The organism is Pseudofrankia coriaricola (genome assembly GCF_032027725.1).
GTDB lineage: Bacteria > Actinomycetota > Actinomycetes > Frankiales > Frankiaceae > Pseudofrankia.
In genome coordinates this window covers 258,838-279,833 of sequence record NZ_JASNFO010000002.1, presented here as the reverse complement: position 1 = coordinate 279,833, position 20,996 = coordinate 258,838, and the positions used below count along the sequence as shown (strand labels likewise).

The following is a 20,996-nucleotide window of genomic DNA, read 5'->3' as shown; positions in this document are numbered from 1 at the left end:
GCGTCCTCACAAGCCCGGTGCCTAGCCGTCTCCGCGGCTTCAGGAGGCATCGCGCGGTCTCGAGGAGCCGACCGCCGATCGGGCTGTCGGGGGCGGTCAGTTCGGGGTGATGGGTGGGAGCAGGCCGCGTTCGAGCGCGACGGTGACGGCGCGGGTTCGGTCGTCGACCTGGAGCTTGGCGAAGATGCGCACCAGGTGGGTCTTCACGGTGGCCTCGCCGATGAACAGCTCGCGGGCGATCTGGGCGTTGGTGCCGCCGCGGGCGACCGCCGCGAGCACCTCGGTCTCGCGGCGGGTCAGGGTGACCGGCTCGGGCGCGCGCAGCCGGGAGGCCAGCCGGGCGGCGACGGGCGGGGCGAGCACGGTCTCGCCGCGTGCCGCCGCGCGGATCGCCTCGGCGAGCGTGTCGAGCGGGGCGTCCTTGAGCAGGTAGCCGGCGGCGCCGGCCGCGACGGCGCGGACGATGTCCGCGTCGCTGTCGTAGGTGGTCAGCACCAGCACGGCGACGCCGGGGTGGCTCGCACCGATCCGCTCGATGGCCGCGACGCCGTCCAGGCGCGGCATCCGCAGGTCCATCAGCACGACGTCGGGCAGCAGTTCCGCGGTCCGGGCGACGGCCTGCTCGCCGTCGGCGGCCGTGCCGACGACGCGCAGGCCGGGCTGGCTGGCGAGCATCCCGACCAGGCCCGAACGCACCACCGGGTGGTCGTCGGCGACGAGGACCCCGATCGTCGCCCGTTCTTCGTCCATCGTCACGATCTCCGCCTCCGTACGGTCACCGGCTCTGGTGCGGTCACCGGCCGCGCACGACCCGGGCGACCAGCTGTGTGCCGGCGCCCGGTGCCGAGGTGACCAGCAGCTCGCCACCGGCCTCCTCCATCCGGCGGCGCAGGCCGACGAGGCCGCTGCCGGTCTCGGCGCCCACCGCGAAGCCCACCCCGTCGTCCACGACCCGCAGCGTCGCCTCACCCGGGCGGGCCGTGGCCAGGGTGAGGCTCACCCTGGTCGGTGAGGCGTGCCGGCGGGCGTTCGTGAGGGCCTCCTGGGCGGCGCGCAGCAGCATCAGCTCCTCGGCCGGGCGCAGGCCCGCCGGCCCGGCGGTGCCGTCGCCGGCCGGTTCGGGGGAGAACCGGATGTCGACCTCGATGCCGGTCTCCCGGGTGAAGCGGCCGGCGAGCTGGGTGAGCGCGTCGCGCAGGCTGGTGCCGTCCAGCTCGACCGGTGACTGGGCCGCCACCAGCGCCCGCGCCTGCGCCAGGTTCTCACTCGCGACCTCCTCGACCAGCTCGAGGCGCTCACGCGCCGCCGCCGGGTCCGCGCCGAGCTGGGCGACGGCGGTGCGGGCCAGCATGAGGATGCTCGTGTAGCCCTGCGCGAGGGTGTCGTGGACGTCGCGGGCCATCCGTTCGCGTTCGGCCTGCGCGCCGCGTTCGCGCTCCAGCGCCGCGACCTCCGCCCGCGCGCTTTCCAGCTTCTCGATCAGGCGCGCCTGCTCGCGGCTGCGGTCGAACAGGCTGTGGACCCAGATGCCCATCAGGAGGGCGAACGCGACCCCGACCGCCTGGTTGGAGATCAGGCTGACGAGATCCGGCCGGTCCGGCGCCGGGCGCAGTGCCATCCCGACGATGCTGGCGGCGACCAGCATGAGAGACCAGAAGGTGCCGGCGACCGTCCGGTCGACCAGGGACCACACCTGGGCGTACACGATGAAGAAGATGAACAGGGTGTCCGGCTCGGTCCTGGCCAGGACGCCGACTCCGGCGACGAGCACGACCAGGTAGGCGACGATGAGCGCGCGACCGCGCCGCGACACCCTGGCCGCGGTCAGGCCGACCCGGCCCGCCACCGTGTAGGCGAGCACGATCGCGCCGATCGCGGCCAGGGCCGCCGGCCGGCACCAGGGCTCGGACTGCGCGTTGGTCAGGATCGTGAGCACGGCGAGCGCCGCGAGAATGCCGAAGGACGCGTGCAGGCCCACCAGCACCCGGCGCCAGACGCGCGCGCCCATGGGCGGGCCCTCGTGCGTCGACGGGTCGGCCAGGTTGGGCAGCAGGAACGAGCCGACGCCGCGCCAGATTCTCGTCGTCGCCACTGCCGTGCCCGAGCTCACCGTGAACCTCCGATTTCGGCCCATGTCGCCACGACAGATGGTCTACGACAGATGGTCTAACGATTCCAGGACGGGGGCCGCCGGGTGCGCGAAGCAAGAGCATTTTCGTGCACCCTTGGGCCCTTCAGGAGACGCGGCGCCAGCGGAAGCTACGGGCGCAGACGGCGACGCCGACGACGATCCAGGCGGCGAGGACGAGCACCGTCCGGCCATGCTCCCAGCCGCCGGCCACCTCGGCGCTCGCGGCCGCGTCGGGCAGGAACACCGAGCGCATGCCCTGCGTCAGCCACTTCAGCGGAAAGACACTGGCGATCGCCTGCATCCAGCCGGGCAGGTCGCTGTAGACGAAGAAGACTCCGGAGAAGAACTGCAGCACGAGCGCGATCGGCACGATGACCGTGTCCGCGTTCTTCGCCGATTTCGGCAGCAGCGACACGGCGAAGCCGAGGGCCGTCCCGGCCAGCGTGCCCAGCAGCGCCACCCAGACGAACGTCATCCAGTGGGCGGCGTCCACGGGGAACGGGACGTCGAAGGCGAAGCGTGCCACCACGACCAGGACGGCCAGCTGGGCGGCGGTCGTCACCAGCACCTGCGCCGCCTTGCCGGCCAGGTAGGAGATCGCGGGTGTGCCGAGCGCCTGCAGCCGGGCCAGTTCGCCGGCGTCCCGCTCGTTCGCGATCCGGATCCCCAGCTGCTGGAACGTGTTGAGGATGATGCCGGTCGCGGCGATCCCGGCGGTGAAGTACTGGACGTAGGTGACGCCGCCCGCGACCGTGCCGCCCATGTCGATCGACCCGAAGATCACCAGCATGATGATCGGGTAGAGGAAGGAGAAGATCATCGCCTGGCGCGCGCGAAGGTAGAGCCGAAGCTCGAGCGCGGCCCGCGCCCGGGCGATCCGTGCCGCGCTCGGCGGCGCCGCGACCGGGCCGCGGGCGGTGGCTGGACCGGTGGCGGTTGTCATGACCCACTCCTGGTGGTGGCACGCGGCTGGCGCGGCGGCGCGGTTTCGGATGGTGGTGTGGATATGGCTGGCGGCTCGGGTTCGGCCGGCTGGGCGGTCTCGCCCGCGCCCACGTCTTCGGCGGCGCCCAGCAGCGCGAGGTAGATGTCCTCGAGGGTGGGGCGGCGGATCTCCAGGTCCTCGATCTCGCCGTCGGGCGTCTCGGCCAGCAGCTGGCGGACGACCCCCGTCGGGGTCCGGGTGGCGACCTCGTGGACCAGGTCGCCGGTGCGCCAGCGGACGGTCGCGCCGTCGCGCAGCTCGCCGCCGAACTCGGCCGTCGGCGCGACCTCCAGCAGCCGGCCGTGCGCGATCACCCCGACCCGGTCGGACAGGCGCGCCGCCTCGTCCAGGTAGTGCGTGGTCAGCAGGATCGTCGTCCCGTCGGCGCGCAGCCTCGTGACCAGATCCCACAGCCGCCGGCGGCCCTGGGGGTCGAGGCCGGTCGTCGGCTCGTCCAGGAAGAGCAGCTCCGGGCGCCCCTGCACGCCGAGCGCGACGTCGAGCCGCCGGCGCTGCCCGCCGGAAAGATCGACGATCCGGGTGCTCGCCTTGTCGGTGAGCCCGACGGCCTCGATCAGCTCGTCGGCGGGCCGCGGCGAGGCATGGTAGGCACCGAAGTGGCGGACCGCCTCGGCGACGCTGAGGTCGAGCGCCGCACCGGTGGTCTGCGCGACGACCCCGATCCGCGACCGCCACCTCCGGTCCGCCCTGGCAGGATCGCGGCCGAGCACGGTGACGCCGCCACCGTCCCTGGAGCGGAACCCCTCCAGGATCTCGACGGTGGTCGTCTTGCCCGCGCCATTGGGGCCGAGCAGCGCGAAGCACTCGCCGGCCTCGATGGACAGATCGAGATCGTCGACGACGACCCGCCCGTCGTACATCTTGCGCAACGCCGAAATCTCTATCGCTGGCATACCGCCACAATCTCCGCCGGAGTGCCTCCTGCGGAACCACCGGGAGTTGGGCCGTGGGGGGCACCCCGCGGGGGGCCCCCCCCCCCCCCCGCCCGGCCGGGCGGCGGGGCCCAGGGCTCCCGCTTTTGGGGGGGGGGGTTTGGGGGGGGGGGGCGCGGCCCCCCCCCCCCCCCCCACGCCCGCCTCGCCTGCCTCGGCGGCGAGCACGATCTACGGCGTGTCCGGCAGGTCCTTGAGCGGCACCAGACGAAGCAGACCTGCAAAGCAGCTTGAGTCGCGCGACCGAGTGCGGGCCGTCGTGTTCGCCTACGAGACGGGAATCGTTCGGCCGTCTGCGGACCCGGCCTGTCCTGGCGCATAAGCCATAATTAGGGCAGATCAGTGCCCTCTCCGGTGTCGTCGTACCGCGGACTTCCTTCTACGCCCGTCCTCCGAGGTAGCGGCCGGCCGACGTGTCGGCACCGGCGTGGCAACCGCGAGTCTGTGCGTGCCGTCACTTCTTTGGGTAAGCCACCTGGCGGTCCGAGACGGTGTCGGTGCCGAAGTTGCACTTACGCCCGATACGCCCGAAACCGGGCTGAGAGATGTCGAAGTCCAAGTGGTTGTTCGAGCCGGTCATGTTGCCGTACCGCACGTCGCAGGTGTGGCCGGTCGCCTTGTCGGTCACCGTGATCAGCTGCGTTCCCGCGTACATCGCTCCAGAAGTCCAGGACGTTTCGCCTGCGCTGTCCCACACCGCGAACGACGAGACCGGGTAACCGGTGGAGGAGCTGGCGTTACCGCCGAAAACGAGGATCCTGACTCGGTCCTTGGCGATTGCCTTACCCCCATCGGTGATACCTCCGCTAACACGGGTCGTCCCCGGGTCCGCGAGGGTGAGGACAGTGATTCGCCCGATGGGCGCGGAGTAGGCCCATCCGTTCACACGAGGGTTGAAATGGTCGATTTGGAAGCGCGGGTGAACGTACTCCCGGTCGCGGCTCAACTCGGGGTAGAACTCCACCGACAAGTTTGTGGCGCGCCGACCCCAGTCTGTCTGCACGTAGTGGTCGGTGACGATGTCCCGCTGCATGTTTCCCATGAAGTACCCGTACGGGAAAAGTAGCCCCTGGCCGGCTCTGAACCGGGTGTAGGTAGTATAGCTCCCACGCTCCTCGCAGGCATTGATGAATTTGTCTGTCAGATTCTGGCAGGGCAGGTACTTGTGTGTGGGCATGCCGAGCACCAGGTCCACGCCCACTGCCCCGGAAATCGGCAGTATCCCGCCAAGGTGGTCGGTGTAACCCTCGAACGGTATCGCGACGCCTTTATGGCGCGATGGGTCTATCGGAAACTGTGTTGTGTCGGCGGCCCAGGCCTCCGTGGAACTCACCGCCATGAACAGGAGACTGAGGACGACCACGGACGCCGCCACGCGCGTCACCCTCCGTGGCTGCCCCAAAAGGGCGCCAACCAGGACCGACTTCAACTCCAGCACGCTTCACGCCCCAGATATCGCTACTCAGAGTGACGACGCGAAGGGTGATCCTACATGCACGCAGAGTGATAAACCGTGTGGCCGGGCCGTCGCCACCGCGGCCCGGTGCGCTACCCGCCCACAGGCCGGCGGCGACCAGCGAGATCCGCGCCGCGCCTGGCGGGCTCTGACTGGCGGGCAGGGCATCGACGTCGTGCCCGCCGCGGTGGACGCAGCGACCTCCGCCCGGCCAGGCCTGCGTTCGGGGCATCGTTTCTGGGGGTGAATGAGGCGCTGTTCGGCACCACAGATCATGCGGAGGCGATTCCGGGCCCTACGGGCGACGCCCCGGCGCGTTCAGGTGACCTTCGCCGGCGTCGGTGCGGCGCGGCGGGCCGGCCGGCCGGCAAGGAGAACGGAAGTCGGTGTGGCGGCGTGGCCTGGCGGCGTGGCTCGGGCCCGATGGGCGGTGAACTTCACCACGTCACACCCACGTCGCGTCCGCGTTCCGCCCATCACCCCTGGGCCCCAACCGGCCGAGCGCGGGGACGCGACCGTGATGGACCGGGGCCGAGTGGGGCGTGTCCGAACGGCGCGACTTACTGTGTGGGGGAAGTTCTACGAGTGGTCGTAGACACCGTGTCGGGGCGGCGAGCGTGGCGCACATACTGGGTGGCGTGCTGGAGATGCGACGGCGGGATTCGCGTGTGCGTGGCCGGCGGCCGTCGCTGGGCGGCGCGCGGCCGGGGACACGGCGGCGGATCGTCGGGCTCGCGGGTGCGCCGGCTGCCCTGGCGCTGGCGGTGGGCCTCGGGCTCAGCGGCTGCTCGACGGGCTCGACCGCCGTCGACGCGACCGGCGGCGGCAGCTTCGGGTTCGTGCAGCAGTCCGCGGGGCAGGACTTCGTCCCACCCGCCGAGCGCAAGCCGGCGCCCAAGCTGGCCGGCGACACACTGACCGGAGAGAAGCTGGACGTTGCGTCGTTGCGCGGCAAACCCGTCGTGATCAACTTCTGGGCGAGCTGGTGCGCGCCCTGCCGCGAGGAGACCCCTCATCTGGTCGAGCTCGCGGGGCAGCGCCCGGGCGTCGCGTTCGTCGGAGTGAACGAGGAGCCGAGCACCTCGCCGGGTCTGGCGTTCGTTCGTGACTACTCCGTCAGCTATCCCAGCATCTCCGACAAGAAAGGCATCCTCTCGGCGGGCTGGCCGATCGCGCTGGGCCTGCCGTCGACGGTCGTGCTCGACGGCAAGGGCCAGATCGCGGCCCGGTTCACCGGCCCCGTCTCGTTCGAGGCGCTCGCCGGGGTCCTCGACCAGATGGCGGCCGAGACGTGATCGCCCTCAGCGGCGGCTCGCTCCTCCTGACCCCGTCGAGCACCTCCACGCCCGCCCGCCGCGCTGCCGCGTCCCGGCCGTCGACCGTCGCGACAGTGGCCCGCACCGTCCACCGCCTCCTAGGCCGTCGACCCGCCGCGGTGGTTGACGGTCGTCGCGGCGAACCCGGCCGGCCACGGCCGGCGCGCGGGGCGGGGGGCCGCGGGTGAGCCTCACCGGGCTGATCTCCGACGGGCCCCTGCTGCTCGCGACCCCGGTCGCCGCGGCGGCCGGTCTGTTGTCGTTCTTCTCGCCCTGCGTTCTGCCGCTCGTCCCGGGCTACCTCTCCTACGTCACAGGCTTGTCCGGGGCCGACCTGGAAGGCGAGCCGTCCGCGGCCAGGGCGCGGCGGGCCACCGCTCCGGCGGCCAGCGGCGCCGAACCGGCCGACGCGGTCCTCGGGCCGGCGCTCGTGACCGCCGGGGCGACGGCGGCGATGGCGCCCGGCACGGCCGCCCACGACGCGCACACGGCGCTCACGCCGGACCCGTCGCCCGTCAGTGATCCTGGGGACAACGGCCGCCGGGTGTGCGAAGGAAGATCATTTTCGCACACCCTTTGGCCCTCTAGTGATCCTGGGGACAACGGCCGCCGGGTGTGCGAAGGAAGATCATTTTCGCACACCCTTTGGCCCTCTAGGCTGTCGGCGGAGCGGCCGTGGCTGGTGACGACCGCGACGGCCGTCCGGCACGGGCTGGGCGGGCTTCGGCGAACGGGGCGGGTGACCGCCGGGACCGGGCTGTTCGTGCTCGGGTTCATGGTCGTGTTCGTGTCCGCTGGCGCCGCCTTCGGCGGGCTCGGGCAGTGGCTGAAGGTGCACCAGGTCGGGGTCGCGCAGGTGCTCGGCGCGGTCACGATCGCCATGGGCCTGCTGTTCGCGGGCGTGTTCTCCCGGTTTTCCTGGGCTAACCGGGAGTTCCGGATCCACCGGCTACCACCCACCCGGGGCCTGCTCGGCGCGCCGTTGCTCGGCGCGCTGTTCGGCCTCGGCTGGGCGCCGTGCCTCGGCCCGACTCTCGCGGCCGTGCAGGGGCTGGCGGTGCAGAGCGCCACCGCCGGCCGCGGCGCGTTCCTGTCCGCCGTGTACTGCCTCGGCCTCGGGGTGCCGTTCGTCGTCACCGGGCTCGCCTTCCGACGCGTCGCCGGCGCCCTGCGCGCGGTGCGTTCGCATGCCCGGCTGCTGACGGTCGCGGGCGGCGCGCTGCTCGTCGCCGTCGGGGTCCTACAGGTGACCGGGCAGTGGGCGGACCTGGTCGCGACGCTGCGCCCCTACGCCCCCGGATTCGCGGAGACGCCGCTGTGACGCCACCCCCGACGACCTCCGTGCCGACGGCGCGGGCCGCGAACGAGCCAGGCTCGGACGAGCCGACACCCGTCGTAGGCGCCGGCACCGACCAGATCGTCGCCCATCCGGACGAGTTCTCCCTCCCGGAGGCGGCCGCCGCGCCGGCGTCCGGGGCGAAGCCGAGTGCCACGGCCGCCGCCGACGCCGCCAGTGGTGGCGCGGCGCGCGACGGCGGGCGCGGCCAGTTCGACCGGCTGCTCGACCCGCCGCGGCGGGCGTGGCGGGTGCTCACCAGCATGCGCACCGCGCTGATCCTGCTGTTCCTGCTGGCGGTGGCGGCCATCCCCGGCTCGCTCTTCCCGCAGCGCACCATCAATCCGCTGAAGGTGCAGGAGTACTACGCCGCTCATCCGACCTGGGCACCGATCCTGAACCGCCTCGGCGGATTTCACGTCTTCGGCGCGCCGTGGTTCGCGGCGATCTACCTGCTGCTGTTCATCTCACTGATCGGCTGCCTGTGGTCGCGGGTGCGGTGGCACCTGCGAGCGCTCGTCGGCCGGCCGCCGGCGGCGCCGTCGAGGCCCGGCCGGCTGGCCGGCGGGTCGTCCTGGGCGAGCACGCTCGCGCCGGACGAGGCCGTCGTGGCGGCCGGCAAGGTGCTGCGAAGCCGGCGGTTCCGGGTGGCGGTGGCGCCCCCCGGCGCGACCCGTGCCGGCGGCGACCCCGACCACTCGGTCGCGGCGGAGAAAGGCTACCTGCGCGAGACCGGGAACCTGATCTTCCACATCGCGCTCGTCGTCGTGCTGCTCGGCGTCGGCCTCGGCTCCTGGTTCGGCTACCAGGGCACCGTGCTGGTGATCCAGGGTAACGGCTACTCGAACACGTTGATCTCCTATGACCAGTTCAGCGCCGGCACGCTGGTCGACACCGCCAAGCTGCGGCCGTTCTCCCTCGACCTGGACGACTTCAAGGCCACCTATGAGGCGAACGGCCAGCCCAAGGACTTCGTGGCGACCGTCGCCTACGCCGAGGACCTGGACGCGCCGACGAAGCACGCCGAGATCCGGGTGAACCACCCGCTGAGCATCGGCGGCAGCAAGATCTACTTGCTGGGGCATGGCTACGCGCCGCACTTCGTGCTGCGCGACAAGAGCGGCAAGACCGTCTGGGAGTCGTACGTTCCGTGCACCCCACGGGACGGGATGTTCACGTCGACCTGCACCGTCAAGATCCCTGACACCGGGCTGCCGCCCGTGGGGCCGCTCAGGTCGCCGCAGCAGCTGGCCTTCACCGGGTTCTTCACCCCGACGACCATCGTCGACCCGGTCCAGGGACCGGTCTCGGTCTACCCGGCGGCGGTCGCGCCGGGCCTGTTCCTCACTGGCTGGCTCGGCAACCTGCACGTCAACGAGGGCATCCCGCAGAACATCTATTCGCTCGACACGCAGGACCTCAAGCAGTTCGGCACCGACGGCCCGAGCGGTAAGGCGTTGCCCGCCCAGCGGCTGGCGCTGAACGACCCGAAGAACCGCACGATGACGGGCCTGCCCGGCGGCATGTCGCTCGAGGTCGACGGTCTGCGCGAGTTCGCCACCTTCGAGACGAAGTCCGACCCGTACAAGAACCTGGTGCTCTACGCGGCGATCGCGATCATCGTCGGGCTGGTGACGAGCCTGCGGGTGCGTCGCCGCCGGGTCTGGGTCCGCGCCCGCCCGGCCGCCGGCACGGGGAGCACCGTCGAGATCGGTGGCCTGTCCCGCTCGGACGCGGAGGGCTTCGCGGCCGAGCTCACCGCCCTCACCGCCCGGGTCCGCGCGGCGACGGAACCTCCCGGTCCGCCGCCTGTGGCCACACCGTCACCGCCAGCTCAGTCACCGCCAGCTCAGTCACCGGCGGCCACGGCGACAACCGAGGATGCCACGGAAGCCAGCGGGCAGGCGGAACCATCCGCCGAGCCCGATGACCAGAACAACCCCTCCAGCACCAGACGGGAGCCTTGATGGCCGTCAACGAGGGCCTCGCCCATCTGTCCGATCATCTCGTCGACGGTGCCATGGCCGTCTACGCGGTCGCGATGCTCGGCTACGCGGCTGAGTTCGCCTTCAACCGCATCGGCCGGACGGCGGACGCGGCCGCAGCCGCGCCGAGGGCCGAGAGCGCGGCGAAGACCGCGCTCCGCGAGCCGGCGCTCGTCGGCGCCGCGGCCGGCCAGGCCAGCGCCGCCGCGGGTAACGTCTCAGCCGCCGCTCCCGCCGTCACGAGCGCCGCGGCCGGCAAGGCCGCCGGCGGCTCGGGTTCGGCCGGTGACGCCGGGGAGGCCCAGCCGGCGCGGGCGCTCCTGATCGGCCGGATCGCCGTCGTGCTCACGGTGCTCGGCTGGGGACTGCACGTCGGCTCCCTGGTCACCCGCGGCCTCGCGGCGCACCGGGTGCCGTGGGGCAACATGTACGAGTTCTCGTCGATGATCTGCCTGATCGCGATCTCGGCGTTCCTCCTGCTGCTGACCCGCTACCCGGTCCGCTGGCTAGGCGTCTTCCTGGTGTTCCCCGCGTTGGTCTACCTGGGCTTCGCCAGGACGGTGCTCTACGTCCCGGCGGGGCCGCTCGTGCCGGCGCTGAACTCGTACTGGCTGAAGATCCACGTCGTTGCCGCGATCCTGTCCAGCGGCATCTTCCTGGTGTCCGCGGTCACCACAGTGCTGTTCCTGGTCAAGGACCGCTGGGAGCACCGGCTCGCCGAGGTCGCGGCCGGGCGGGCGCCCGTCTCGGCCGCGATGCGCAACCGCGGCGGCATCGTCATGAAGCTGCCGGCGTCGGCGTCGCTTGACACCCTGACCTACCGGCTGATCGCATTCGGTTTCCCGATCTGGACGTTCGCCGTCATCGCCGGCGCGATCTGGGCCGAGGCCGCCTGGGGCCGCTACTGGGGCTGGGACCCGAAGGAGACCTGGTCGTTCATCACCTGGGTCTGCTACGCCGCCTACCTACATGCGCGGGCGACCGCTGGCTGGCGCGGCTACAAGGCCGCGGCCGTCTCCCTGGTCGCGTTCAGCGCCCTGTTCGTCGACTACTACCTGGTCAACCTCGTCATCTCGGGCCTGCACTCCTACGCCGGAGTCTGAGGCGGATCTGGCTCGAAGGTCGCTTGCGCGACCGCTCGCCCATCCGCCTGTCGGACGCGGGGCGTCCTCTTGCGTGGTGCCGGGTGCAGGCGTATGGCCGTGGTTGGTGTGGTGCCAGATTGAAGATGTGGCTGGGTTGGCACTGCGCTAGAGGCGCCGTCATGTGCTGTGGCTGGGTCGCGCCAGCGGCTCAGCAGATTTGATCTAGCGCTTGTCGACGACCACGTCAGGCCCGACCGGTTACGGACGCGGGGAGGGACCGTCGGGGTCCTGGCGGCGCAGGCGCTCCGAGAGCTCGAGCAGGAACTCGGGATCGTCATCGGGGCCACGCGGGCGGTCGGGCTGCTCGAGCCAGTGAACGCGGCCCCGCGCACGGCCCAGGCCGTCGGAACGGTGCGACGAGATGGCGTCCCACCGGCCGGAACCGCCGTAGGCCGGGTGCTCGCGGCGGGCGCGTGCGCCGCCGCGGCCGATCGCCGACCGCGGCCGACCGAAGATGAACCAGAGCACGCAGCTGATCGGCCCGAACAGCACCCCGAACAGAAGAACGAGCGCGATCCAGACCGGCTTGGACAGGACTCGGATCCCGCTCCGGGGGGTTCGCGCGATGTCCAGGATCACGTAGGCCATGGCCGCACAGATCACGACGTAGAGCAGGAGAACCACCGGCTCGTCGCCCCCCTTTCCTGCTAGCCGTTCGTCTTGCGTCGTTCACGGCCCTTGACCACCTTACGACGCCGGCGAGACCTACCCAGACCGATGGTCGTCTCCGCGTCGCCGCGCTGACCAGCGTCTTCATCGCGGCGGGGGTGGTCCATCCGGTGCATAGGGGCGGGTGTCGCCTAGGAGTCAGTGTGCGCCCTGGCTACCGGCGGCGTCTGGCCACTGACGACAACCGCCGATCCGGCCGACCGATTCCGCTCCCTGACCAGGCGGTCTGACCGGCCAGACCGGTCTGGCCGGTCGGCGCGTGCCCGCCGGGCGAGGAAGCGGCACAGCGCACTGAGTGCACTGGGCGCGGGGAGGAGGTGCGCTGGGAGGATGGCGGCATGGCATGGGCGGATCTGCGGGCGTTCCTGCGTGACCTCGAGAAGCACGGTGAGCTGCGTCGCGTGGCGGCGACGGTGGACCCGAAGCTGGAGGTGACCGAGATCGTCCAGCGAGTCGTTCGTGCCGGCGGTCCGGCGCTGCTGTTCGAGAACCCGGCGGGCTCGGACATGCCGCTGGCCATCAATGTCTTCGGCACCGAGAAGCGGATGGCGAGGGCGCTCGGCGTCGAGCGGCTCGACGACCTGGGCGACCGGATCGCCGACATGCTGCGCCCTGAGCTGCCGCATGGCTTCTCCGGCATGCGTGAGGCGCTTGGCAAGGCCGCCCGACTGACGAACATGCCGCCGAAGAAGGTCCGCACCGCGCCCTGCCAGGAGGTCGTCTACAAGGGCGACGAGGTCGACCTGTTCCGGCTGCCGGCCGTCACCTCCTGGCCGGACGACGGCGGCGCCTTCCTCAACCTGGGCCTCACGCACACCCGCCACCCGGAGACCGGCGCCCGCAATCTCGGCATGTACCGGCTGCAGCGGCATGACGCGCGCACCGTCGGCATGCACTGGCAGATCCACAAGGACTCCAACGCCCACCACGCGGTCGCCGAGCGGCGCGGCGAGCGGCTGCCGGTCGCGATCGCGTTCGGCTGCGATCCGGCGGTCACCTATGCCGCGTCCGCGCCGCTTCCCGCCGACATCGACGAGTACCTGTTCGCCGGCTTCCTCCGTGGCGAGCGGGTCGAGCTGGTCGACTGCGTGAGCGTCCCGCTGCAGGTCCCGGCCAACGCGCAGATCGTGCTGGAGGGCTGGCTTGAGCCGGGGGAGCGCCGCCCAGAAGGGCCGTTCGGCGATCACACCGGCTTCTACACCCCGGTCGAGCCCTTCCCCGCGCTGCACGTCGAGGTGATGACGATGCGACGGGAGCCGATTTACCAGACGATCGTCGTCGGCCGGCCCCCGCAGGAGGACGGCCCGATGGGAAAGGCGACCGAGCGCATCTTCCTGCCGCTCATCAAGATGCTGGTTCCCGAGATCGTCGACTACGACCTTCCCGAGGCCGGCGTCTTTCACAACTGCGCGCTCGTCTCGATCGACAAGCGTTACCCGAAACAGGCACAGAAGGTCATGCACGCGGTCTGGGGCGCCGGGCTGCTGTCGCTGTCCAAGCTGGTGATCGTCGTCGATGCCGACTGTGATGTGCACGACTACACGGAGGTCGCCTGGCGGGCGTTCGGCAACGTCGACTACGCCCACGACCTGGTCACCACGATCGGCCCGGTCGACCACCTCGACCACTCGTCCTACGAGCAGTTCTGGGGTGGCAAGGCCGGCATCGACGCCACCAGGAAGCTTCCGACCGAGGGCTACCGCCGAGCCGGCGGCTGGCCGGCGGAGTGCGTGATGGACGACGCCACCCGCACGCTGGTCACTGACCGCTGGAAGGACTACGGAATTTGACCGCGGGACGAGGACCTATGACCAACGGGTGGCGAGCGACGAATGACGAGCGCTGGTGTGACCGATGAGTGACGGATCGTCGGGGCTGGCGTGGATCCGGCTTGGCATAGCCCCGTGGATCCGATCCGCTGGCGCGGCTCGGATCCACGGGGTGTGCCCCCCCCGGGGTCCGCCCGCGGGGGGCGGGGCCGGGCACCCCCGGGGACCCCGGGGGGTTGACGTCGGTGGTGGAGCCCCGCGAGGTGTGCGATGAGTGATGCTGCCTGGTTGCCGGCGGTGACAGCGCGGCCGCGGGCGTTTCTGCGGCTGGTGACGATCGAGCGGATGTCCGGGGCTGGTGTGGATCTGACTAGGCATAGCCCCGGATATCCGCGCCGCTGGGGCGGCACGGAGATCCGGGGACCCCGGCGGGTATGCGTCGGTGGTAGGTCCCCGCGAGGTGTGCGATGAGTGAGGCTGCCTGGTTGCCGGCGGTGACGGCGCGGCCGCGGGCGTTCCTGCGACTGGTGATGATCGAACATTCGGTGTTCGCGTTGCCGTTTGCCTATGTGGCGGCGCTGGCAGCTGGGTTCCGGGTGTCGCGGTCGGTGCACTGGGCGGACCTGGTGTTGGTGACCGTCGCGATGGTCGCCGCCCGGACGTTCGCGATGGCGGCCAACCGGGTCATCGACCGGGAGATCGACGCCCGTAATCCGCGCACCGCGCGCCGGGAGCTGGTCACCGGCGTGGTGGCCGTTCGTACCGCGATCATTGGCGCGGGTGTCGCGCTGGTGGTGTTCCTCGCCGCCGCGGCAGCGCTCGGCTGGCTTTGTCTGGCGCTCGCTCCGGCGGCCGTCGCCCCGTTGGTCGTCTATCCCTACGCCAAGCGGTTCACGAACTTCCCGCAGGTCGTCCTCGGGGTCGCGCAGGCGGTGGCGCCGATCGGTGCCTGGATCGCGATCACCGGCCACTGGTCGTGGGGCGCCGTACTGCTTGGGCTGGCGGTCGGCAGCTGGATAGGTGGCTTCGACCTGATCTACGCCTGCCAGGACGTCGAGGTGGACCGTCGGATCGGGGTCCACTCGGTGCCGGCCCGGTTCGGAGTACGAGCCGCCCTCATCGCATCGGCGGCCACTCACGTCGTGACGTTCGTCCTGTTCGTCCTGTTCGGGCTGGCCGAGGGCTTCGGCGCCTTCTGGTGGGTGGGGCTAGGGCTGACCGCGGTCGCTTTCGGTTACGAGCATGCGATCGTCACCCCGAGCGACCTGTCCAAGGTCAACCGCGCGTTCTTCACGGCGAACGGCTTCGTCGGCATCGCGCTGTTCGGCTTCGCGCTCGTCGACCTGATCGCGCGCGGCCTCGTCGCGTGACCACGCCCCCCGGCGGACGGCCAGGCACCGCCCGCGACGGCGCCGCGCCCGATGAGGGGCGGAGGCCGTGGGTCGTCGGGGTCAGCGGGGCAAGTGGCACGCCGTACGCCGCGTCGGTGCTGCGCGGCCTGCTGGCCGCCGGCCTGCCGGTGGACCTGGTGGTCTCCCGGGCCGCGCGGCTCACCCTGCTGGATGAGACGGGGATCGCCTGGCGCGACGGCGACGGCGCGTGGCCGGGGGCGCTCGCCGAGTGGCTCGGGACGACGCTCGCCGGCGGCGGGCGGCCCGACCGCGGGCTCATCGCCGAGCAGGTCGCCCGACTGGTGCGGGTGCACGGCGCCGACAACCTGGCCGCCGGGCCGAGCAGTGGTTCCTACCCGACCCGCGGCATGATCGTCGTGCCGGCCAGTACCGCGTCGATCGCCGGAATCGCGCTCGGCCTGTCCAAGGACCTGCTGCAGCGTGCCGCCGACGTGACCCTCAAGGAGGGGCGCCGGCTGCTGGTCGTGCCCCGCGAGATGCCGTTCACCGGCGCCACCCTGCGCCACCTCCTGGCGCTGCACGACGCGGGCGCGGTGGTCGCCGCCGCGAGCCCTGGCTTCTATGCCGGAGCGGCGGACGCGCAGGCACTGGTCGATTTCGTCGCCGGCCGGGTCCTCGACGCGGCGGGCGTGCCCAACACCCTGTTCCGGCGGTGGGCGGGACAACTGGGCGCGGCGCGTACGGACCGTCCGAGACCTGGCACAGTAGATGGCACACCGCACGGGTGGGACGGCGACGACGAAGCGGGCGCGGGCGCGGGAACGGGCCAGCTCCTCGGTGGACCAAAGGACTGAGGGAGATCGGGATGGCACGCGGGCGGAACCAGGGGGCCGCGGCGCAGCCGAAGGCGCCGGCCAAGCCGAAGACGGCGACGGCGAAGTCCGTGCCCACGGCGAAGTCCGTGCCCACGGTGAAGTCCGTGCCGACGACGGGGCCAAAGAAGGTGAAGGGCACCAAGCCCGAGCACCAGCCCGACGACCTGAAGGCCGCGCTTCCCTACTTCCTCATCCGGATCGCGGTCTTCGCCGTGATCACCGTGATCCTCATTCTGGTCGGCTTCTACGTTCTCTGGGCGTTGCTGATCGGGATGATCGCGGCCTCCGTCGTGACCTGGCCGATCGCGCGGATCCAGAAGCGTGTCGCCCGCCGCGACACCGCCGGGCCGGGCAAGCCGGCCAAGTAGCCCGGCCGCCGCTGGGCGCCGGCCGCTGCCCGGATGCTGGTTCGACCTCGGCATCCGTGGGAGGGCGGGCCGAGATATCCGGCCGGTCGTCACCCGTCCGCCCGCCGTCCCGCCTCCGATGGGCTCCCTCGTTGTGGGGGGCGCCGACGGGACGGTATCCCTTGTGCCGGTGGTCTCGTCGTTGATGATCGCGCCGGCCGTGGGTCTAGTCTCATCGGTATGGACGCCGGGCTGAAGCGGGAGATCGAGCAGAAGGTCCATGCCGGGGAACGGCTGGACCGGGCCGACGGAGAGGCGCTCTATGCCTGCGATGACCTGGCCTGGCTCGGTGGCCTCGCGCACGAGGTGCGGACCCGCAAGAACGGGAACCAGACGTTCTTCAACGTCAACCGCCACCTCAACCTGACGAACGTCTGCTCGGCCTCCTGTGCCTACTGCTCCTTCCAGCGCAAGCCCGGCGAGGCCGACGCATACACGATGCGCATCGAAGAGGCCGTCCGCCTGGCCAAGGAGATGGAGCCCGCCGGCATCACCGAGCTGCACATCGTCAACGGCCTGCACCCGACCCTGCCGTGGCGGTACTACCCGCGCTCGCTGCGCGAGCTGCGTGCCGCGCTGCCGGGCGTCGCGCTCAAGGCGTTCACCGCCACCGAGATTCACTGGTTCGAGAAGATCAGCGGTCTGACCGCCGACGAGATCCTCGACGAACTGATCGACGCCGGCCTGGAGTCATTGACCGGCGGCGGTGCGGAGATCTTCGACTGGGAGATCCGCCAGCAGATCGTCGGTCACGAGACCCATTGGGAAGACTGGTCGCGCATCCACCGGCTGGCGCATGCCAAGGGCCTGCGCACGCCGTGCACGATGCTCTACGGCCACGTCGAACAGCCGCGGCACCGCGTCGACCATGTGCTCCGGCTGCGCGAGCTCCAGGACGAGACCGGCGGTTTCGCCGTCTTCATTCCGCTGCGATTCCAGCACGACGCCGCGGGCGATCCCCGTAATCGGCTGATGAACCAGCCGATGGCGACGGGCGCGGAGGCGCTCAAGACGTTCGCCGTCTCCCGGTTGCTGTTCGACAACGTCGACCACGTCAAGTGCTTCTGGGTGATGCACGGTCTGACGACCGCACAGCTCGCGCTGAACTTCGGCGCGGACGACCTGGACGGCTCGGTCGTCGAATACAAGATCACTCACGATGCCGACCGGTTCGGCACGCCGAACACGATGACCCGGGACGACCTGCTCGCGGTGATCCGCGACGCGGGCTTCCAGCCGGTCGAGCGCGACACCCGCTACCGGGTGATCCGCACCTTTGACGGCCCTGACCCGGCCCGCCGCGACATCCCTCAGCCGATCGACGCGTGAGCGAGGGCTGACGTGACCGACCCTGGCCGGAGGGCGCGCGATGACGGCGAAGCCCCGCGCGCCAGCGGGCCCCCAGGGTTCCAGGAGGCCCCGCCGGTCGCCGAGGCGCCTGGCGGCGCGCCCTCGTCGCCCGTGGTCACCTCGTCGGACGCGCGGGCCAGCCAACCGTCGCCGGGCCCGGGCCCGGGCCACCCGAGGCATCCGGGCGCTCCTCAGCCGGGCCAGGCTGGCATCGGGTCGATCTTCGTGCTGGCGTTCATCGTGATCCTGGTACCCGGAATCGTGGTCTACCTGGTGTCGCACGCGCTCGGTCTGGGACTCGGCCCAGCCTCGTTGCTGGGGCTGCTGACGGTCATCGTCTGCCTGGGCTGCTATCCGAGCGTGCTGGTCCGGCTGGGCTGGGTGCGCAGGCGTTCCCGCCGCCGTTAGATCCGGAGAATCCTGGAAATCACCGGATGACTCTGCGGAGGCCGTCTATGAGGCAGCCTGGAGGAGACCAAGCCTAGAGGCCAAAGGAGGTGCGGAAATGTTCTTCCTTCGCACCTCCGGCGGCCCCCACCGCCGGAAGGACTCGAGGGGTCGATGACCAAGCCCGTGCCGATGAAGCCCGAGACAAGCCTGGCGCCCTCCTCCAAGGAGCCGTCGGGGCTGCTCGCGATCAACCTTCGCTACTTCGCGCTGCGCGCCGTGCTGTTCGGCGCGGTGCTGGCGGCCGTGCTGCTGCTCGGCGTGAACGGGTGGCTCGCCTTCTTCGCCGCGCTGGTCGTCAGCGGGATCATGAGCTTCCCGCTCGCGCTGCGCCAGCGGCGGGCCGCGCAGCGAGCGTTCGAGATCCGCCGGGGCCAGCAGTGACGCTTCAGGCGAGTCCAGGCAGCGCGGAAGGCGCCGGCGCCTCCAAGGCCGCGGGGGAGGTGCCGGGCGGGGCCGACGGCCCACATACCGCGGAGGCCGGCGTCCCGAGCCGGCCACAGGTCGGGCACATCCAGTTCCTCAACTGCCTGCCGCTCTACTGGGGCCTGGTCCACTCGGGCGCGCTGCTGGACCTCGACCTGTTCAAGGACACACCGGACCACCTGAGCGAGGCACTCGTCGCCGGGGACCTCGACATCGGCCCGATCAGCCTCGTCGAGTACCTGCGGCACGCCGACGAGCTCGTCGTGCTGCCCGACATCGCCGTCGGCTCGGACGGGCCGGTCCTGTCGGTGGTGCTGAGCACCCAGGTACCGGTCGGCGAGATCCGCTCGGTCGCGCTCGGCTCCACGTCGCGGACCAGCGTGCTGCTGGCCCGGATGATGCTCGAGGACCGCTTCGGGGTGCGTCCCGACTACGTCACGATGCCGCCGGACGTGCCGATGATGCTGCGCGAGGCCGACGCGGCGGTGACGATCGGCGATGTCGCCCTGCGCGCCTACTACGAGCACGAGCAGGGCGGCCCGGGCCACCAGCCGACGGTGCTCGACCTGGGCGCGGCCTGGCGGGAGTGGACCGGCCTGCCGATGGTCTTCGCTGTCTGGGCGGCCCGCCGCGACTTCGCGCGGGCGCACCCCGGCCTGGTCAAGGAAGTCCACGGCGCCTTCCGGGCGAGCCTCGACCTCGCGCTCTCCGAGGTGACGACGGTCGCGACCAGCGCGGCGCGCTGGGAGGTCTTCGACCCGGCGTCGCTCGTCCGCTACTTCACGACCCTGGACTTCCGGCTCGGCCCCCGCCAGCTCGAGGGCATCACCGAGTTCGCCCGCCGCGCCACCACCCGCGGCGCCGTCCCCCCACTCCGCGAACTCACCTTCGCCGACGTCTAGAGGGCCAAAGGGCATGCGAAGATGATCTTCCTTCGCGTGCCCGGCGGCCGTTGCCCCCAGGATCTAGAGGGCCAAAGGGCATGCGAAGATGCTCTTCCTTCGCGTGCCCGGCGGCCGTTGCCCCCAGGATCTAGAGGGCCAAAGGGCATGCGAAGATGCTCTTCCTTCGCGTGCCCGGCGGCCGTTGCCCCAAGGATCTAAAGGCTGAAGGCGCGCAGCGCCCGCCTTTGGCCCGGTGAGTGTTATACGGGTGGGTGGAAAGCGCGGGAAATGCCGTATGGAGGGCGTTCGCGGCGGGCGCTGGTGGTGGCGAACCGGGCGATCCGGCCCTTGACCAGCGCGACCAGGCGCGGTGTGCTGGCCCGCCCGCCTGGGGCGGTCATCAGGTCCGAGAGGCCACGCCAGGGCGGGCTGGTCGGCTCGGCGTCGAGAAGTGCCCGCTCCTGGCCGGCCGGCCGACCGGCCGCCAGCTCGTCCGCGCGCCGCACGATCGGGTCGGACGACGCCTCGGCGGCGCCCGCGGTGGCCGCGGCGCCCGCGGTGGCCGCGTAGTCCATCCGGCTGGGCTCGTCGTAGCCGTCGGCCAGGAAGATCGAGGCAGCGTCGGGGAGCTCGGCCTCGTCCGGGAGCTCGATCTGGTCGGTGAGGCCGGCCCTGTCGATGAGCCGCGCCGCGTCGGGCCCGTACGGCGGGTTCGCGCCACCGTCACCGTCGATGATCGCCGCCGCGTGCCGCGCGGTTTCACCGACCAGCCGGTTGACCGCCAGCGTCCAGGCCCGCAGCCCCTCATGGCCGGTGAGCTCGGTGAAGACCGCGGCCTCCAGGCAGCAGGTGCTCGCACCGGCGAGGTCGCCCATGTCGAGCTGCGCGATCGCGAGCAGCCCCGCGAGGTGCCCGGCGATCATGTAGAGCCGGAACTGCTGGTGCGGCAGCATCGGGGTGCGCAGCAGGGAGTCGACGAACTCCTGCTGGTCGAGGACCCGGCTGGAGACGTCCCGCGGGCTGAGGCTGTCCGCCATCGCGATCAGCTCGCCCACCATGCGGTCCAGGTAGTCTAGGTCGGTGTCGCGGCGACGGTTGTGCAGCAGGTCGTGAACCCGGCGGCGGGACTCGCGCTCCGGGTCGCGCGGCTGGCCGGCCCGTTCGGCGCGCGCAACCATGGCCTGGTCACGTAGCGCGATCAGGGCTCCGTCGGCACACAGCACCGCGTCGACGGCGACGACCACGGGCCGGGGAGGAATCCCCTTGCTCGGCTGCTCGAGCTGGCTGACGTACTGGCGGCTGTAGCCGGTTCGCTGCGCGACATCGTCGCGGGAGAGTCCGCGGGCGCACCTGCGACGACGGACCTCCTGATGGAAGATCTCCTCGGCGGTGGCCGTGTCTTCCGGGCCACGGCTGCTCTGCCGGTTGCCCGAATGCCGCATCTGCGCTCCACTGGTCCCGGCCGCGGTCACACTGTCACCACGCGGCAGCCCGCCGCACAGCCAGGCTG

19 protein-coding genes are annotated in these 20,996 nt (G+C 71.5%); 12 read left to right on the top strand and 7 right to left on the bottom strand.

What is annotated here, in order from left to right:
* Positions 1-96: 96 nt before the first annotated feature.
* From QOZ89_RS03295 to QOZ89_RS03275, 5 genes are all read right to left on the bottom strand, one after another.
* Entirely contained in the window at positions 97-750 is a 654-nt protein-coding gene (locus tag QOZ89_RS03295) for a response regulator (protein ID WP_071050854.1), read from the bottom strand.
* A 43-nt stretch (positions 751-793) separates the two neighbouring features.
* The gene (locus QOZ89_RS03290; RefSeq protein ID WP_083419150.1) at positions 794-2,110 is read right to left on the bottom strand and encodes a sensor histidine kinase; all 1,317 of its coding nucleotides are present in this window, start codon (positions 2,108-2,110) and stop codon (positions 794-796) included.
* A gap of 124 nt (positions 2,111-2,234) precedes the next feature.
* Positions 2,235-3,074 carry an ABC transporter permease gene (locus QOZ89_RS03285; protein WP_071050830.1) on the bottom strand — a complete coding sequence of 280 codons (840 nt, stop codon included), beginning with the start codon at positions 3,072-3,074 and terminating at the stop codon, positions 2,235-2,237.
* Positions 3,071-4,030, bottom strand: a complete 960-nt coding sequence (locus QOZ89_RS03280) for an ABC transporter ATP-binding protein (RefSeq protein WP_312622922.1) — start codon at positions 4,028-4,030, stop codon at positions 3,071-3,073. Before QOZ89_RS03280 ends, QOZ89_RS03285 begins: the two co-directional genes overlap by 4 nt.
* Positions 4,031-4,523: 493 nt before the next feature.
* Positions 4,524-5,444 (bottom strand): hypothetical protein, encoded by a 921-nt coding sequence (locus tag QOZ89_RS03275; RefSeq protein ID WP_241841967.1) that lies wholly within the window; start codon positions 5,442-5,444, stop codon positions 4,524-4,526.
* 698 nt (positions 5,445-6,142) lie between these two features.
* On the opposite strand from QOZ89_RS03275, the gene QOZ89_RS03270 reads away from it, so the two are divergent.
* The 4 genes from QOZ89_RS03270 (at position 6,143) to ccsB (ending at position 11,265) form a co-directional block, all read left to right on the top strand.
* Positions 6,143-6,820 (top strand): TlpA family protein disulfide reductase, encoded by a 678-nt coding sequence (locus tag QOZ89_RS03270; RefSeq protein ID WP_083419148.1) that lies wholly within the window; start codon positions 6,143-6,145, stop codon positions 6,818-6,820.
* Positions 6,821-7,025: 205 nt separating this feature from the next.
* On the top strand, positions 7,026-8,162 hold the full coding sequence (locus QOZ89_RS03265) for a cytochrome c biogenesis CcdA family protein (protein ID WP_312622921.1): 1,137 nt from the start codon (positions 7,026-7,028) through the stop codon (positions 8,160-8,162).
* On the top strand, positions 8,159-10,144 hold the full coding sequence (resB, locus tag QOZ89_RS03260; RefSeq protein ID WP_312622920.1) for a cytochrome c biogenesis protein ResB: 1,986 nt from the start codon (positions 8,159-8,161) through the stop codon (positions 10,142-10,144). Before QOZ89_RS03265 ends, resB begins: the two co-directional genes overlap by 4 nt.
* Positions 10,144-11,265: a c-type cytochrome biogenesis protein CcsB gene (ccsB, locus tag QOZ89_RS03255; RefSeq protein ID WP_071050827.1), complete on the top strand. Its 1,122-nt coding sequence runs from the start codon at positions 10,144-10,146 to the stop codon at positions 11,263-11,265. Before resB ends, ccsB begins: the two co-directional genes overlap by 1 nt.
* Positions 11,266-11,505: 240 nt before the next feature.
* On the opposite strand, the gene QOZ89_RS03250 is transcribed toward ccsB, so the two are convergent.
* Complete coding sequence (locus QOZ89_RS03250) at positions 11,506-11,931, bottom strand: PLD nuclease N-terminal domain-containing protein (RefSeq protein WP_083419146.1); 426 nt, start codon at positions 11,929-11,931, stop codon at positions 11,506-11,508.
* A gap of 383 nt (positions 11,932-12,314) precedes the next feature.
* Between QOZ89_RS03250 and QOZ89_RS03245 the strand changes: the two genes are divergently transcribed.
* The 8 genes from QOZ89_RS03245 to QOZ89_RS03210 all read left to right on the top strand — a co-directional run bounded on the left by QOZ89_RS03245 (position 12,315) and on the right by QOZ89_RS03210 (position 19,504).
* Positions 12,315-13,766 (top strand): menaquinone biosynthesis decarboxylase, encoded by a 1,452-nt coding sequence (locus QOZ89_RS03245; RefSeq protein ID WP_071050826.1) that lies wholly within the window; start codon positions 12,315-12,317, stop codon positions 13,764-13,766.
* A 446-nt stretch (positions 13,767-14,212) separates the two neighbouring features.
* On the top strand, positions 14,213-15,115 hold the full coding sequence (gene mqnP / locus QOZ89_RS03240; protein WP_071050825.1) for a menaquinone biosynthesis prenyltransferase MqnP: 903 nt from the start codon (positions 14,213-14,215) through the stop codon (positions 15,113-15,115).
* Positions 15,112-15,951 carry a UbiX family flavin prenyltransferase gene (locus QOZ89_RS03235; RefSeq protein WP_083419145.1) on the top strand — a complete coding sequence of 280 codons (840 nt, stop codon included), beginning with the start codon at positions 15,112-15,114 and terminating at the stop codon, positions 15,949-15,951. The genes mqnP and QOZ89_RS03235 overlap by 4 nt, the downstream gene beginning before the upstream one ends.
* A gap of 11 nt (positions 15,952-15,962) precedes the next feature.
* Complete coding sequence (locus QOZ89_RS03230; RefSeq protein ID WP_312622919.1) at positions 15,963-16,340, top strand: hypothetical protein; 378 nt, start codon at positions 15,963-15,965, stop codon at positions 16,338-16,340.
* A 219-nt stretch (positions 16,341-16,559) separates the two neighbouring features.
* Positions 16,560-17,708, top strand: coding sequence for an aminofutalosine synthase MqnE (gene mqnE / locus QOZ89_RS03225; RefSeq protein WP_071050821.1), 1,149 nt, complete (start codon positions 16,560-16,562; stop codon positions 17,706-17,708).
* A 12-nt stretch (positions 17,709-17,720) separates the two neighbouring features.
* Entirely contained in the window at positions 17,721-18,137 is a 417-nt protein-coding gene (locus QOZ89_RS03220; RefSeq protein WP_241841965.1) for a hypothetical protein, read from the top strand.
* Between the two features lie 153 nt (positions 18,138-18,290).
* A complete protein-coding gene (locus tag QOZ89_RS03215) occupies positions 18,291-18,560 on the top strand; it encodes a hypothetical protein (protein WP_083419144.1) in 270 nt (89 codons plus the stop codon).
* A gap of 59 nt (positions 18,561-18,619) precedes the next feature.
* Complete coding sequence (locus tag QOZ89_RS03210; RefSeq protein WP_312622972.1) at positions 18,620-19,504, top strand: menaquinone biosynthetic enzyme MqnA/MqnD family protein; 885 nt, start codon at positions 18,620-18,622, stop codon at positions 19,502-19,504.
* A 242-nt stretch (positions 19,505-19,746) separates the two neighbouring features.
* Here QOZ89_RS03210 and QOZ89_RS03205 read toward each other — a convergent pair whose 3' ends face one another.
* On the bottom strand, positions 19,747-20,928 hold the full coding sequence (locus tag QOZ89_RS03205; protein WP_071050819.1) for a helix-turn-helix domain-containing protein: 1,182 nt from the start codon (positions 20,926-20,928) through the stop codon (positions 19,747-19,749).
* Positions 20,929-20,996: the final 68 nt, after the last annotated feature.

Bases quoted from the DNA above. Each gene is read 5' to 3' on its own strand.
- QOZ89_RS03295 (WP_071050854.1), bottom strand. From the start codon at position 750: ATGGACGAAGAACGGGCGACGATCGGGGTCCTCGTCGCCGACGACCAC.
- QOZ89_RS03285 (WP_071050830.1), bottom strand. From the start codon at position 3,074: ATGACAACCGCCACCGGTCCAGCCACCGCCCGCGGCCCGGTCGCGGCG.
- QOZ89_RS03280 (WP_312622922.1), bottom strand. From the start codon at position 4,030: ATGCCAGCGATAGAGATTTCGGCGTTGCGCAAGATGTACGACGGGCGG.
- ccsB (WP_071050827.1), top strand. From the start codon at position 10,144: ATGGCCGTCAACGAGGGCCTCGCCCATCTGTCCGATCATCTCGTCGAC.
- QOZ89_RS03245 (WP_071050826.1), top strand. From the start codon at position 12,315: ATGGCATGGGCGGATCTGCGGGCGTTCCTGCGTGACCTCGAGAAGCAC.
- mqnP (WP_071050825.1), top strand. From the start codon at position 14,213: ATGAGTGAGGCTGCCTGGTTGCCGGCGGTGACGGCGCGGCCGCGGGCG.
- QOZ89_RS03230 (WP_312622919.1), top strand. From the start codon at position 15,963: ATGGCACGCGGGCGGAACCAGGGGGCCGCGGCGCAGCCGAAGGCGCCG.
- mqnE (WP_071050821.1), top strand. From the start codon at position 16,560: ATGGACGCCGGGCTGAAGCGGGAGATCGAGCAGAAGGTCCATGCCGGG.
- QOZ89_RS03215 (WP_083419144.1), top strand. From the start codon at position 18,291: ATGACCAAGCCCGTGCCGATGAAGCCCGAGACAAGCCTGGCGCCCTCC.
- QOZ89_RS03205 (WP_071050819.1), bottom strand. From the start codon at position 20,928: ATGCGGCATTCGGGCAACCGGCAGAGCAGCCGTGGCCCGGAAGACACG.